The following is a 13,222-nucleotide window of genomic DNA, read 5'->3' as shown; positions in this document are numbered from 1 at the left end:
GGGCTCCGGGCTGGCTGTGATGCCGCAGCATGCGCCACAGCCGCCGGCCCGGAGCCGGGAACCGGACATTTCTAATGAGCCAGAACCAGACATTACTAAAAAGCTCTGACAAAAAAAAGCTCGATAATTTATATTATGTCAAACACTGGCAAGCAGTTGGACCAACGTTTGATGTTTATCGGCTCGCAGGTTGAACGACGCCAGGTGCGAGGCGCGTGCCCCAGATATCGCAGGCGTGGCAGGCCTCGTCCGGCCTTCGAGTTTTGCAACAGAATCGGCCGAACGGAGACATGCCTCGAACACCATCACTTGACGGGCGATCTTCGGGAGACATCGGGCACGGTTACCGGCCTGCGGACAGTTCCTGCTGTCGCCGCGCTCGTGCCTCTTCCTCGAGACGTGTCTCTTCGAGTTCCTGCAGCACGCCATCGAGATCCACAGGTCGCGTGTCGACTTCGATGCGCCCGGTCAATTCGACATCGACATGCAGCCGCCCCGCTTCGAAAAGCGTCCAGATTTCCGTGCCGTAACTCGCGGTGAGTAGTTGCGGTGCAAATCGTCCGAAGTACGCGGCCAGATTGTCGACGTCCCGCTTGAGCATCGCGGCGGCTTCGTTGTTACCGGCTGCGTCGACGGCCTGGGGCAGATCGATGATCACAGGCCCATCCGCTGCCAGCAGAATGTTGTATTCCGACAGGTCGCCGTGAATCACCCCTGCACAGAGCATGCGGACAACCTGATTCAGCAGCAGCGCGTGCAGTTCGAGGGCGCGGGCTTCGGTCAGATCGACGTCGTTGAGTCGTGGCGCGACGTCACCCTCTGCATCGATCACCAGTTCCATCAGCAACACACCGTCGGTACAGATATACGGTTGCGGCACGCGCACGCCTGCGCCGGCAAGCCGGAACAGCGCGTCGACTTCGGCGTTCTGCCATGACGCTTCCTGCATCTGACGGCCGTAACGCGTACCCTTCTCCATTGCCCGCGCCTGCCGGCTGTTCTTGACCTTGCGGCCGTCCCGATACGACGCGGCTTGCCGAAAACTGCGCTGCTTCGCGTCCTTGTAGACCTTTGCGCAACGTGTCGTTTCGCCACTGCGCACGACGTAGACTGTGGCCTCCTTGCCGCTCATCAACTGGCCGATGACTTCGTCGATGAGTCCTTCTTCGAGAAGCGGTGCAAGTCGTTTGGGTATTTTCATTCGACCGCCGGCGGGAGCGCGTGGAACGTGCATTCCACACGCGTGGACGGTGAATGTTGCGCTGAGGTATGCGCGACCAGCAAACCGGTGAATCGCGTAGCCGGTGCTCCCGGCGGCAAGCTTGCTGAACTGGAGATGAATGGAGTCATGCCGGATTATAAGGGTGGCCGGGGACGGGCCGACGCAAATCTCACGGCGACTGTGTAGATGCAACGGTATCCCCATCGCCGCGTCGCGCGAAACTGATGCGAATCCGCGCGCCCTCTCTCACCACACGCAGGTCACCCCGCTTCATCAAAAACCGGATCGCGACGACCGCCGCTGCAAACCCCGCAGCCGCGCCGACCAGAAGCGCCCAGCGCGGCCCAAAGCGGTCTGCGACCCAGCCCACGACCGGCGCACCGAGTGGCGTGCCGCCCAGCGCGATGGCCAGCAGAATCGCGACGACCCGTCCGCGCATCTCGGGCTCGGTTGCCAGTTGCACGTAGCTGTTCGTCGATGTCGTGACCGTCTGCGCCGAAATGCCGAGCATCACGAGCACCGCGCCAAACAGCCAGTAGTTCGGCATCGCCGCCGCCAGCGCGCAGCCCAGACCGAAAACGGCCGAAGCCGCCAGCAATAACATGATGTGCGGCCGCGCACGACGTGCGGAAAGCAGCGCGCCCGTCACCGACCCGATCGCCATGATGGACGTCAGCAATCCGTATTCGCCAGCGCCCGCGCGAAACGCAGTGACCGACATCGTCGAGATGAAAATCGGAAAATTGAGCCCGAACGTGCCGATCAGAAAAAGCATCAGCAATACCGCCTTGAGGTCGGGTCGTGTCCAGACATAACGAAAGCCGTCAGCGAGACTGCCCCGCTTGCGCACTGCACTGCTTTTTCGATAAAGCTCGTCGAGACGTAGCAGTCGAAGCGATCCAAGCACAGCCACGAACGATGCCGCATTGACAAGAAAGACCCATCCCGTGCCCACTGCCGCGATCAGGACACCCGCCACGGCGGGGCCTATCATTCGCGCGGCGTTGAATGAAGTCGAATTGAGCGCCACGGCGTTAGACAGATCGGTCTCGCCAACCAGTTCCGACACGAATGTCTGGCGCGCCGGCGAATCGAACGCGGTGACACAGCCGAGCAGAAACGCAAACACGTACACCTGCCACAACTGTACGAGTCCAGTGACGGTCAATATCCCCAGGCCGAGCGCGAGTGTGCCCATCGCTCCCTGCGTGACGAACAGGAGCTTGCGCCGGTCGAGATGATCGGCCGCATAGCCCGTCAACGGCAAGAGGAGCATCTGCGGACCGAACTGCAACGACATCACAATACCAACCGCCGTCGCGTTGTGATGCGTCAACTGCGTCAGGACCAGCCAGTCCTGCGCCGTGCGCTGCATCCACGTCCCAACGTTGGAGACAATCGCCCCGCCCGCCCACACCCGATAGTTGTATCCGCGCAGCGAACGGAACGTGCCGCTCACCTGCCCGCTCCCTGCTCAAGCGGCGTATTGCCGCCATTAAACCGTCCGAACCAGCGAGCCAGCATCAGGCCCATCACCAGCAGCCCCAGACCCGTCGAAACAACGTAAGCCGTGGAAAACAGTTCGTCGCTACCGGCACGGCATAACAGCAACCATGCCACTGCGAAGTTGAAGCCGCCCCACAAGACGTTCACGGTGGAAGACGAACGCCCTTCACCACGTGGCCTCGCAAAGGGCGTCTGGAACGGACGTCCCATTACGCCACTTACAAAATGCGGAACGGCGTTGGTCAGGAACGCACCGCCAAAGAACCACGACACAACATGAATCCAGTCCATCTTCAGGCGCTCCTTTCATTGCTTGCAGACCTGGCGCATGAGCGCCAGCGGCATTTCGGGCAATAACGCACGCCCGATACGATCACGCATCGAGGAGACGCTTGAGCAGTTCAACGCCTGCGGCAAGCTTCTTTTGCTCGGCCGGCGCGAGCTTCGCGCGAATCGCACGGAACAGCCAGTCCTCGCGCGCCGCGCGGCCTGCCCTGATCGCTTTTCTGCACGCAGCAGTGAGCGACAGAACCGTTTGCCGGCCGTCAACCGGATCGGGTTCGCCGCAAATCAGCCCCGCCGCCTTCAGCGAGGCAACGGTCTCACCCATCGACTGTGGGCGCACGCCTTCCGCACGCGCGAGCGCTGTAACGGTTGCAGGCCCTTCGAGTTCGAGCAGCGTCAGCACGCGCGTCTGGGAGAACGTAAGATCGCCGAGGTTCGCCTCTTCGCGCATTCTTCGCTTCAGCTTGCCGCTGAGGACCCGCAGTTCGCCCGCCAGCGACAACGCGAGCGCAATGTCGGCGGCGTCACCACGCGGCTCTTCCGTTCGACTGGCCATCTCCGGCTCCATCGCCATATATGAAGGTAACCTTCACAGATTACCTGTTCCGATGCGCACGGGTCAAGCAGGTCCGGAATGAGTTCGACGTCAACCGGAGCGACACAGGGCAATTTTCTTCAATACACACGCACCTCACACCGGCAAACTTTACGCATCGAGACTTCCAGTCGCTACGAGCGTGCCGAATGAACACCCTGCTTTCCATGATGGCCTTTGCGCTTGCTTCGTCCATTTCACCTGGGCCGGTTAATGTGGTCGCGCTAGGCGCAGGCGCCCGGTACGGGCTCGTCGCCAGCATGCGGCACGTCACCGGCGCGACGGTCGGCTTCACGCTTCTGCTCCTGCTGACTGGAATGGGGTTGCACGCATTGTTGAGCGAATGGCCGCAACTGACAAAAGGCATTCAGTACACTGGCGTCGCATTCCTGCTTTACATGGCGTACAGACTTGCGACCGACGATGGGCAACCCGGCGCCGAAAAAGTCGCGAAAGGTCCTTCGATGATGTCGGGCGCGGCCATGCAATGGCTTAATCCGAAGGCATGGCTCGCTTCGCTCGCGGGCATGGGCGCCTATGCCGCCGACGGCAACGCGCAACACATGTGGCAGTTTGCGGGAGTCTACTTCCTCATCTGCTACGGCTCGATTGCCTGCTGGGCGCTTGCGGGCACGTTTTTGCGTCACTATCTGAGCGTGCCGGCGCGCGTGCGCCGCTTCAATCGCGTAATGGCGTTATTGCTCGCAGTCAGCGCGCTTTATCTGCTCGAGGCGTAAGACGTAAGGCTCAAACGGCAACGCGCGTCCACTTCACGCCGCGCCGCGGTACTGTCCTGGCGTGGCCGCGACGGACTGGCGAAAGGCTCGCTGCAAATGGGCCTGATCGGCAAAACCCGCTTCGATCGCGACGTCGACGATTGCCTTGCCGCGTCTGAGCTGCGCGCGGCTGTATTCGATGCGGCAGTTCGTCAGGTACGCGTGCGGTGTCATGCCGTAGCGCTGCTTGAATGCCCGGATCAGATATGACGCGGAGAGATCGGCCGCTGCGCAGATTTCGTCGAGCTTCAACGAGCGCGTGTAGTTGTCCCGGATGTACTCTGCTGCGCGCACGAGTCTGTGATTGGTGTTGTCCGACGATGTCGGCATGGGCGCGAGGGCGGACTGCACGTCCGAAAAGAACGTGATTGCGGCGCTGTGCTTTTGTAGCGAATCGCCCAATTCGTCTGCCAGCACGGCATAGAGGCGATTCAGCCCTGCATACAAATCCGGTTGTGTGGTGAGTCCGGTTGAGAACGCGTGGAAATCGACGTTGCGACTTAAGCCCAGATCATGTTGAAGGGTGGCGAGCCACGAAACATCGACGTACAGCATGACATACGACCATGGCTGATCGTCGACCGGATTGCAGGCGTGCACCTCTTGTGGATTGAACACAACGACCGCGCCTGCGCCGACCTGCGCGCGCAATGTTCCGTTGTGCATGGTGCTCTGCCCACCCCTGACGGCGCCTATCGAGAACGTTTCATGCGCATGCTTCGCGTAGCAGATCTTGCGGCCATCCTGTATCGCGCGCGCCTCGACGAACGGGAGCGCGTCGTCGCGCCAGAATCTTGGGGTAGATGTCTTTTTCGCCGAAAGCGTCATGCCGTGCGCCTTGTCCGGAACGTAAAGCCTGAGATGGGAACGTCCACTTTAGCGCATATTTATAGTCGACATTGCATCGCTTACGGAGTGATCAACTCTTCGGCGCGAGAGAGAAAGAGTTTCAGCACAGCGGATGTATTGGCCCTGCTATAGCCAATCACCAGATCGACCGTGGGTGCGTCCCCTTCAAGTGGCCGGCTGACGACTGACCACGGCAGCAGATTGTTCGCGTACTCAGGCATCAACGCGAGGCCCCGGGTGGAAGCGACAAGCGACATGGCCATCGCGAGATTGTCGACGCCGTGTTCCGATGTGACTTCCACGCCGTTTTTCTGCAGATACGTTTCGATCACCCCGTGCAGCACCCTGGCCTTGTTCGACGCCATGATGAAGGGCTCGCCCACGAAATCCTGCGGGCTGATGGCGGCTTTAGCGGTTAGCGGATGATCGCTTGGCATGAGCGCGAGCAGCTTTTCGCGGTTGACTACGCGATAGTCGAGATCGAACCCCGGTTCCGCACGCAGAAACGCCAGATCGAGTTTGCCGCGCGCGAGCGCATCGGCGAGGTCCGGTGAATAGTGGCTGGATACCGTGACGTCGATGTTCGGCAGCTCGTCGCGCAGCACCTGCATGGCACGCGGCAGCCACGTCATTTCCTGCCCGGTCAGAAAGCCGAGCGCGAACACCTGCCGCGCGGGTCGCGCCGCGCGGCGTGCGGCTTCGATCGCGGCGTCGACCTGCGTGAGCGCGAGTCGCGCGTGATCGAGAAACGCCTTGCCGGCCTCCGTCAGGTCAACCCCGCGCGCGCTGCGGCTGAACAGTTCAGCACCCACTTCGTCTTCCAGATCGCGGATCTGGCGGCTGAGCGAGGGTTGCGAAGTATGAAGCCGTCGCTCGGCTGCGACCGTCAGGCTCCCCGTCTCGGCGACGGCCATAAAGTACCGCAGATGTCGAAGCTCCATGGTCTCTCTTCCGTTTGGCCATGCCTTGCAGGCATACCAGCCAGCCTACAAAGTCTTTTTGTTTTCCGCAAGCTCCCACTAGATTACGTCTCAGGCAGCGACGTAGAGAAAGGCCACCGAAGAGAATCCCGGTCCAATCGAAACTGCACGCCATGCTTCGTACCTATATTGCGGGAACCGGGTGATGAATACGCCACCCTTACAAAACCCTACTCAGGAGTCTTGTCATGATCAATCTCACCGGAAAAACCGCCCTCGTCACGGGCGCATCGCGTGGCATCGGCCGCGCCAGCGCACTCGCGCTCGCGAAGGTTGGGGCGCAGGTGCTCGTTCACTACAGCAGTGGAGAAAAGGCGGCAGAAGCGGTGGTCGCCGAGATTCGCGCGGCGGGCGGCAATGCCCAGAAAATCGCAGCCGATCTGCGCGCCGCGGACGGTGCGCATACGCTCGCACAACGGGTGCGCGCCGTGGTCGGGCATCGTCTCGACATCCTCGTGGCGAACGCCGGCATTTCGAAAGCGGCGAGTATCGAAGAGACGACCGTAGAAGATTTCGACAATCTCTTTGCCGTGAACGTGCGTGCGCCCTTCTTTCTCGTACAGCAACTGTTGCCGGTTATGTGCACGGGCAGCAGCGTGGTGATGCTCTCGTCCCTGGCAGCCCGCGCTTCGCTGGGTACGCTGCCCGCCTACGCCGCCACCAAGGGCGCAGTCGACACGCTCGTCCGCCATTTCGCCACCGCGCTTGGTGCGCGTGGCATTCGCGTCAATGCCGTCGCGCCGGGCGTGGTCGATACCGAGATGTCGAGCTTCACGAAAACGGAGGCTGGCCGCGAAGCTGCGCTGGGCATGCAGGCACTTAAGCGCGTCGCACAGCCTGATGATATCGCCAGCGCAGTCGTCTTTCTCGCCTCCGACGCCGCACGCTGGGTGACGGGCGATACGTTGAGCGTCGACGGCGGTTCCAGGCTTTGAATTGAATCAGAGGATGTGGATTTTTCAGCGAATAGAAATTCACATTATTTAGACATCCATATTTTATTTAAAGAATCAGTTTCACGCTAACTGATTAAGGAAAGATCATGGCTCAGCTCTTCACATCAATAAAGGTCGGCGCATATCCCCTCTCGCATCGTGTCGTGCTGGCGCCGATGACGCGCCTGCGTACCATCCAGCCGGGCGACATTCCCAGCCCGATGATGGCCGACTTCTATGGCCAGCGCGCATCGGAAGGCGGCCTTGAAATCGTCGAAGGCGTCAGCATTTCGGTTCCCGCGCGCTCCTATCTCGGTGCGGCCAGCTTCTATCACGATGGGCAGATGGAAGGCTGGCGGGCCATTGCGAACGCTGTTCACGCAAAGGGGGGCCGCGTATTCATGCAGCTCATCCACGGCGGTCGTCAAAGCCACGTCGAAATGACGGGCGGCGTCGACCCGGTTGCACCCTCGGTCGTCCCGTTCGAAGGCGTCGCGTTGACGAAGGACGGTTTTGTGCCAGCCTCGCCGCACCGTGCCCTCGACATCGAGGAGATCCCCGGCATCGTCGAAGAATTCCGCGTTGCGGCTCAACGCGCGCTCGACGCAGGCTTTGACGGTGTGGAGCTGCACGGTGCCAACGGCTACCTCGTCGATCAGTTCATCCAGGACGGCACGAACAGGCGGACGGACGCTTACGGCGGCCCGATTGAAAACCGCGTGCGCTTCCTGCGCGAATCGGTCGAAGCACTCATTTCCGTGTGGGGCGCCGATCGCGTGGGCGTACGCATCTCGCCATCCGGCGAATGGGGCGGCATCAGCGACAGCAATCCCGAAGCGACCTTCAGCCATGTTGCGCGCGTGCTCGACGAATACGGGATCGCCTATCTGCATGTGATCGAGCCGCGCATCAAGGGCGACGATACGCTTCACGACGATCATCCGCCCGTCGCAACGCGCTATCTGCGCGCACACTTTTCGGGTCCGATCATCGCGGCCGGCGGCTTTGACGGCGAGAGTGCCGAAGCGATTGTCGCATCGGGCGATGCCGATCTCGTCGCGTTTGGTCGTCACTTCTCGTCGAATCCTGATTTGCCGTATCGTCTCAAGCACAAGCTGCCGCTGACGCCTTATGTCCGCGCGGCGTTCTGGGGCGGCGACGAAAAGCACTATTCGGATTTCCCGTCTTATCAGGCGAACGAAACCGCCGATGCCATCGAAACCACTGAGGCTGTGTAAGCCGAACGAAATCCGGTCTCAACCATCCACTTCAAGAGGTTCTTATGTCACGCACGATCAGATTTGCAAAAGCCGGCGGCCCGGAAGTCCTCGAGTTCGTCGAGAACGAAGTCGCCGCGCCAGGCCCGAACGAAGTTCGCATCAAGGTCAAGGCAATCGGCATCAACCGCGCCGAGTCGATGTGGCGCACTGACCTCTATATCGAACCGGTCAGGTTCCCGGCGAGCCTGGGTTACGAGGCGGCCGGCATCGTCGACGCACTGGGTGCGGATGTCAAAGGTCTGGCAATCGGCGACAAGGTCAACGTAATTCCGTCGTTTTCGATGAACCAGTACTTCACTTACGGCGAAGTGATCATTGCGCCGGATTACGCAGTGGTGAAACATCCGGAATCGCTGTCGTTCGCCGAAGCCGCTTCGGTATGGATGATGTTCGTGACGGCGTACGGCGCGCTGATCGAAGACGCGAAAGTGACCACGGGTGACGTCGTGCTCATTCCGGCTGCGTCAAGCAGCGTAGGGCTGGCGGCGATACAGCTCGCCCGTTACGCCGGCGCGATACCTGTTGCGCTGACACGGACCTCCGTCAAGCGCCGCGCGTTGCTGGACGCAGGCGCCGCACACGTGATCGCCACCGATGAAGTCGATCTCGTGCAGGAAGTCGCGCGCATCACAGAGGGCAAAGGCGCGCGCGTGGCGTTCGATCCGGTCGGCGGTGCGAATTTTGCAAAGCTGATTTCGGCGCTATCGTTTGGAGGAATCGCGTACATTTACGGCGCACTCGACGAAGGCATCACGCCGTTGCCTGTGCTGGACATGATTGCGAAGGTCATCACGGTGAAGGCGCACAACATCTGGCTGACAAGCGGCGATGCGGCACGTCGCAGCGCTGCGGTGGAATTCGTTCTGAAGGGGCTTGAAGCGGGCGCGCTCAAACCTGTCATCGATCGTACGTTCAGCTTCGATCAGATGGTGGATGTGCACCGCTATCTGGAAACGAACGGCCAGTTTGGCAAGATCGTGGTGACTGTGTAGACACGGTGTGACTGTTGGGCCCGCTCTCCTCGCATCGAGGGAACGGGCCCGATCTAAAGCGCGGCCTGCGAAGCTGGCACATGCCTTAAGGGTATTACTGCCTGTTCCACATCGTGCGGCCGAGGAACGTCAGCGTCCTGTCCCACGCGAGCTGTGACCACACCGCATCGAACTGGGTTCGCGATATCCGGCCCGGCCCGACAGCGGTTTCGTTCGCGAACGCATGGTGCGCCTGGTAGCGGTGAAACTCGACCGCGACGTTCGCGTCGAGCAGCTTCTTCTCCAGCACATCGACCGTTTCGATTGCAAAGAACGCGTCCTGCGTAGCCCAGTGACCCATCACCGGCACCTTGATCTTGCTGGCGTCAATATACTCGATCGGCGGGAAGCCATACCAGACCACGCCAGCCGCCAACTCCGGAATCTGGCTGAGCGCGAGCAGGGTCAGCGCGCCACCCATGCAGTAGCCAGTGATGCCGACCCGCTCGGAATGCGTCTTCAGATACTGGACAGCGCCACGGATATCCTCTGAAGCCGCATCGCCAAAATCGAGCCCGCTCATCAGGTGGTTTGCTTCCTCCTCCTCCACCGTCGCCTTGCCACGGTACAGGTCGGGCACCAGCGCCACGTATCCGCTCTCCGCGAGCCGGTCTGCCACGCCGCGAATCTGGTCGTTCACGCCCCACCATTCCTGGATCACGACGATGGCAGGTGCGCCTTCGAGCTTCTGCGGCTTTGCAAGGTAACCCTGCACGTCCTTGCCGTCAGGGCGACGAAAGGTAATCATTGAACCAGCTGTCTGTTTCATGAGAGGGGTCCTCGTTCGGGCGAAACCGGTAGCATAACGCCTTGCGCACCGGCGCGCCGGCGCAGTACCGTGTCAGGGCGTGCTGACGGGCCTCAAAGCCGGATCAGTTGTCCGCGGTTGCAGCTGGGCGACCTGACGCGTCAGATTCGTCAGATCGCGCCCGACCGTGCCGCACCACATCGTGTCCTGCTGCCCCGAGCGACGGTTGACCGCATCGCTGCAGTTATTGCGCGAATCCTCCACGTCGCTCACGACGCGCTGACTGCGCGCCCGCGCCGCACGGTCCATTTCCCTTTGTAGCCAGCCCCCGAATCCCACCACCGACATAACCGCTACTGCCAGAAACGCAAACTCAATTTTCCGCAAACGCATTGTTGTTCCGGCTTTTCTTTTTGATCAAGTGATTACGACAGGCTGACGCCTGTGCCGCAGCGAGCGAGATGATATCAACGACAGCGCGGGCGCGCTTGAGATCCGTTTCCCGATCGTGGCGCGTATGCCGCATCGCATTTTCGGGTTGCCTCGACTCCCGATTTTGAGTTTGACGCTTTCCTGCGACTGCAGCGCGGCAGATCGTGGTCAGCGTGATACGGATTTTCCCTGACCTTTCTGCCGTGCCTGCCCCGATGCACTTGAAACGCATCGTGACATCACGCACGTCAGCCCTCAACGCGGAGGCCGCCTGGCGGTCTTCCTCAACCCACCGCCTCAGCCCTATGCGCCAGTTTCATACCCGGTATGAATTCGATTGTATGGATTTATGGGCCAGACGCAGCTACCTTCGCATCACGCCTGAAATCGCGCACGCCATAAACGATCAGCCAGAACCAGCCGGTTGAATATTAGTTCGGCATCCGATGTATTTTGGCGAAAAAAATCGGTTAACCAATATTGATTCACATGCGCGAGGCCTCCTTCGACGTAAGTCTCAGGAGGGAGGTTTGGGGATTCAGATCAACATCATAAAAAGCGAAGGAGACAAACACGTGATTCATGGAAAGGCGCTACTGCGCGCAACGATGCTTGCATGCGTGACTGCGACACTCACGGCCTGTGGCGGCTCCGATGGCGCGCCCACGCAATCCGTTGTGCTTGCAAACAGTCAGGCCCAGGTCGACAGCGGACTTGTCACCGGCAACCCGGCGGACGCGTCCGGCATCATCAGCTTCAAGGGCATCCCCTACGCAGCCGCGCCCGTTGGTGCGTTGCGCTGGCAGGCTCCTCAACCGGCCGTGAAATGGACCGGCAGCAAGGCGGCAACGCAATACGGGAACACATGCTGGCAAGGCACTGCATTCGGGCCAGTCGACAACAGCAAGGCAAGCGAAGACTGTCTGTTCCTCAACGTCTGGACTGGCGCGAAATCGACTGCCGAAAAACGTCCTGTGATGGTGTGGCTGCACGGTGGCGGCTTCCAGTTCGGCACCTCGGGCGATCCACGCTGGGAAGGCGGCAATCTCGCGAAGAAGGGCGTGGTCGTCGTCTCGATCAACTATCGGCTCGGCGTGTTCGGCTTTCTTGCGCGCCAGGATCTCGACGTCGAATCGGGTGGAAAGTCGTCGGGAATGTATGGCCTGCTTGACCAGATCGCCGCACTGCACTGGGTGAAAGCAAACATCGCGGCATTCGGTGGCGACCCGAACAACATCACTGTGTTCGGCGAATCGGCCGGCGCGCACGCGGTCGGGATGCTTCTGACGTCGCCACTCGCCGCAGGTACCTTCAACAAGGCCATCGCGGAAAGCGGCGCCTTCTGGGAAACACCAAAAGGTGTGATGCGATCACACGCGGCGGTGTCGCAGATCGGCGCGCAACTTGGCGCGACCATGGGCGCCAGAACACTCGCCGATCTTCGCGCGCTACCCGCTTCGCAACTGATGACCGACCCGACGGAACCGGCCTTTAACCCGAGCATCGACGGTTATGTGCTTACGGCGGATCCTTACTCGCGATTCGCCGCCGGCCAGCAGAACGATGTCCCGCTGCTCGAAGGACAAAATGCAAACGAGGGTACGATTTTTGCGGCAACGGCAGGTATTCCTGCCGACACCAAAGATCATTTCGTCACCGCGGCCACTTCGGCATTTGGCGCGGCGAACATCAATACCTTCCTGCAGTTCTACCCGGCAAGCACCGACGCTGCGGCACAGCAGTCCGAGGTCACACTCGCGGGCGATCTGATCATCGCATCGCAAACCTGGGAGATGGCCAATATGCAACTGAAGACAGGCAGGTCGCCGGTCTATTCCTACTACTTCAGCCAGACGTCCGCCTACAACCCGCTGCCCATACACGTGTCGGAAGTGCCTTACGTCTTCCAGAATTTCGTGGCAAATGGCCACGGCTCGCCTGATGCGACGGACGTTTCCGTCGCGGATGCGATGTCGTCTTACTGGACCAACTTCGCGAAGACCGGCAATCCGAACGGCAACGGTCTGCCGAACTGGCCCGCGTACACGGGCGCTGGCGGTCAGGTGATGGGACTCGCGACACCGGTTCAGACGCAGCCCGAAGTGTCGACGGCACGCTTCCAGTTCCTGAACAGCTTCAGAAGCAACGGCAGCCTCGGCTTCACGTTCTGATCGCGCCTTGAATCGTCATGCCCGTTCGAAGCCGTTTGCGCTTCGGCGTGCATGACATTGCCCTACAGCCACACGCAGAACAGCCATACAGGTTTCGTTCGAAGGCAACCAGCACGACGGTAGCCCCAGAGAACGCAGCCCATCGGAGATCAGATGTACACGTTCGTTCCAACCATCAAATTCCGCCTGGCGGTGGCCCTTGGCGTTCCCGCTTTACTCGCACTGGTCATCGGCGGCGTCGCGACAGCCGCGCTGCGTGAATCGCATTCGTTTGCCGGTCTGTCTGCAAGCGCCCTGCTCTGGCTGTTGCCGGTCGCTACATTCGTGACAGTTGCAATACTCGCGTTCGGCTTCGTGCATCTGCAGGGAATCGTCGTCGATGGTCTTGGCAGGCAAACCCGTTCGTTTCAAT

General features: G+C 60.7%; 14 protein-coding genes. 5 read left to right on the top strand and 9 right to left on the bottom strand.

Features of this window, described 5'->3' with window-relative positions; translation table 11 throughout:
- Positions 1-343: 343 nt before the first annotated feature.
- From LPA36_RS25755 to LPA36_RS25740, 4 genes are all read right to left on the bottom strand, one after another.
- Positions 344-1,201 (bottom strand): PA4780 family RIO1-like protein kinase, encoded by an 858-nt coding sequence (locus LPA36_RS25755; RefSeq protein WP_228882950.1) that lies wholly within the window; start codon positions 1,199-1,201, stop codon positions 344-346.
- A gap of 190 nt (positions 1,202-1,391) precedes the next feature.
- Positions 1,392-2,681, bottom strand: coding sequence for an MFS transporter (locus LPA36_RS25750; RefSeq protein WP_228882948.1), 1,290 nt, complete (start codon positions 2,679-2,681; stop codon positions 1,392-1,394).
- The gene (locus tag LPA36_RS25745; RefSeq protein ID WP_228882946.1) at positions 2,678-3,019 is read right to left on the bottom strand and encodes a hypothetical protein; all 342 of its coding nucleotides are present in this window, start codon (positions 3,017-3,019) and stop codon (positions 2,678-2,680) included. The genes LPA36_RS25750 and LPA36_RS25745 overlap by 4 nt, the downstream gene beginning before the upstream one ends.
- An 82-nt stretch (positions 3,020-3,101) precedes the next feature.
- On the bottom strand, positions 3,102-3,569 hold the full coding sequence (locus LPA36_RS25740) for a MarR family winged helix-turn-helix transcriptional regulator (RefSeq protein ID WP_228882943.1): 468 nt from the start codon (positions 3,567-3,569) through the stop codon (positions 3,102-3,104).
- A 188-nt stretch (positions 3,570-3,757) separates the two neighbouring features.
- On the opposite strand from LPA36_RS25740, the gene LPA36_RS25735 reads away from it, so the two are divergent.
- Positions 3,758-4,345: a LysE family translocator gene (locus LPA36_RS25735; protein ID WP_228882941.1), complete on the top strand. Its 588-nt coding sequence runs from the start codon at positions 3,758-3,760 to the stop codon at positions 4,343-4,345.
- Positions 4,346-4,378: 33 nt separating this feature from the next.
- Here LPA36_RS25735 and LPA36_RS25730 read toward each other — a convergent pair whose 3' ends face one another.
- Positions 4,379-5,212, bottom strand: coding sequence for an AraC family transcriptional regulator (locus LPA36_RS25730; protein WP_228882939.1), 834 nt, complete (start codon positions 5,210-5,212; stop codon positions 4,379-4,381).
- 80 nt (positions 5,213-5,292) lie between these two features.
- Positions 5,293-6,174, bottom strand: coding sequence for a LysR family transcriptional regulator (locus tag LPA36_RS25725; RefSeq protein ID WP_228882938.1), 882 nt, complete (start codon positions 6,172-6,174; stop codon positions 5,293-5,295).
- A gap of 227 nt (positions 6,175-6,401) precedes the next feature.
- Here LPA36_RS25725 and LPA36_RS25720 point away from each other — a divergent pair, with 227 nt between their 5' ends.
- The 3 genes from LPA36_RS25720 (at position 6,402) to LPA36_RS25710 (ending at position 9,420) form a co-directional block, all read left to right on the top strand.
- Positions 6,402-7,148 carry an SDR family NAD(P)-dependent oxidoreductase gene (locus LPA36_RS25720; protein WP_228882936.1) on the top strand — a complete coding sequence of 249 codons (747 nt, stop codon included), beginning with the start codon at positions 6,402-6,404 and terminating at the stop codon, positions 7,146-7,148.
- Positions 7,149-7,255: 107 nt separating this feature from the next.
- Positions 7,256-8,386: an alkene reductase gene (locus LPA36_RS25715; protein WP_228882934.1), complete on the top strand. Its 1,131-nt coding sequence runs from the start codon at positions 7,256-7,258 to the stop codon at positions 8,384-8,386.
- A 44-nt stretch (positions 8,387-8,430) separates the two neighbouring features.
- Positions 8,431-9,420 carry a zinc-dependent alcohol dehydrogenase family protein gene (locus LPA36_RS25710; protein WP_228882932.1) on the top strand — a complete coding sequence of 330 codons (990 nt, stop codon included), beginning with the start codon at positions 8,431-8,433 and terminating at the stop codon, positions 9,418-9,420.
- A gap of 94 nt (positions 9,421-9,514) precedes the next feature.
- Here LPA36_RS25710 and LPA36_RS25705 read toward each other — a convergent pair whose 3' ends face one another.
- The 3 genes from LPA36_RS25705 to LPA36_RS25695 form a co-directional block, all read right to left on the bottom strand.
- Positions 9,515-10,228 (bottom strand): dienelactone hydrolase family protein, encoded by a 714-nt coding sequence (locus LPA36_RS25705; protein ID WP_228882930.1) that lies wholly within the window; start codon positions 10,226-10,228, stop codon positions 9,515-9,517.
- Positions 10,229-10,300: 72 nt separating this feature from the next.
- Positions 10,301-10,600, bottom strand: a complete 300-nt coding sequence (locus tag LPA36_RS25700; protein ID WP_228882927.1) for a hypothetical protein — start codon at positions 10,598-10,600, stop codon at positions 10,301-10,303.
- A complete protein-coding gene (locus LPA36_RS25695; RefSeq protein WP_228882925.1) occupies positions 10,581-10,886 on the bottom strand; it encodes a hypothetical protein in 306 nt (101 codons plus the stop codon). Before LPA36_RS25695 ends, LPA36_RS25700 begins: the two co-directional genes overlap by 20 nt.
- A gap of 328 nt (positions 10,887-11,214) precedes the next feature.
- Here LPA36_RS25695 and LPA36_RS25690 point away from each other — a divergent pair, with 328 nt between their 5' ends.
- The gene (locus tag LPA36_RS25690) at positions 11,215-12,810 is read left to right on the top strand and encodes a carboxylesterase/lipase family protein (protein WP_228882923.1); all 1,596 of its coding nucleotides are present in this window, start codon (positions 11,215-11,217) and stop codon (positions 12,808-12,810) included.
- Positions 12,811-13,222: the final 412 nt, after the last annotated feature.

Source organism: Paraburkholderia saeva (assembly GCF_907164555.1).
Classification (GTDB): domain Bacteria; phylum Pseudomonadota; class Gammaproteobacteria; order Burkholderiales; family Burkholderiaceae; genus Paraburkholderia; species Paraburkholderia saeva.
This window is presented reverse-complemented; position numbering and strand designations above follow the sequence as displayed.

Excerpts from the sequence above, each read along its gene's own strand:
- LPA36_RS25705 (WP_228882930.1), bottom strand. The coding sequence starts at position 10,228 with ATGAAACAGACAGCTGGTTCAATGATTACCTTTCGTCGCCCTGACGGC.
- LPA36_RS25725 (WP_228882938.1), bottom strand. The coding sequence starts at position 6,174 with ATGGAGCTTCGACATCTGCGGTACTTTATGGCCGTCGCCGAGACGGGG.
- LPA36_RS25755 (WP_228882950.1), bottom strand. The coding sequence starts at position 1,201 with ATGAAAATACCCAAACGACTTGCACCGCTTCTCGAAGAAGGACTCATC.
- LPA36_RS25715 (WP_228882934.1), top strand. The coding sequence starts at position 7,256 with ATGGCTCAGCTCTTCACATCAATAAAGGTCGGCGCATATCCCCTCTCG.
- LPA36_RS25735 (WP_228882941.1), top strand. The coding sequence starts at position 3,758 with ATGAACACCCTGCTTTCCATGATGGCCTTTGCGCTTGCTTCGTCCATT.
- LPA36_RS25720 (WP_228882936.1), top strand. The coding sequence starts at position 6,402 with ATGATCAATCTCACCGGAAAAACCGCCCTCGTCACGGGCGCATCGCGT.
- LPA36_RS25740 (WP_228882943.1), bottom strand. The coding sequence starts at position 3,569 with ATGGCCAGTCGAACGGAAGAGCCGCGTGGTGACGCCGCCGACATTGCG.
- LPA36_RS25700 (WP_228882927.1), bottom strand. The coding sequence starts at position 10,600 with ATGCGTTTGCGGAAAATTGAGTTTGCGTTTCTGGCAGTAGCGGTTATG.
- LPA36_RS25730 (WP_228882939.1), bottom strand. The coding sequence starts at position 5,212 with ATGACGCTTTCGGCGAAAAAGACATCTACCCCAAGATTCTGGCGCGAC.
- LPA36_RS25710 (WP_228882932.1), top strand. The coding sequence starts at position 8,431 with ATGTCACGCACGATCAGATTTGCAAAAGCCGGCGGCCCGGAAGTCCTC.
- LPA36_RS25745 (WP_228882946.1), bottom strand. The coding sequence starts at position 3,019 with ATGGACTGGATTCATGTTGTGTCGTGGTTCTTTGGCGGTGCGTTCCTG.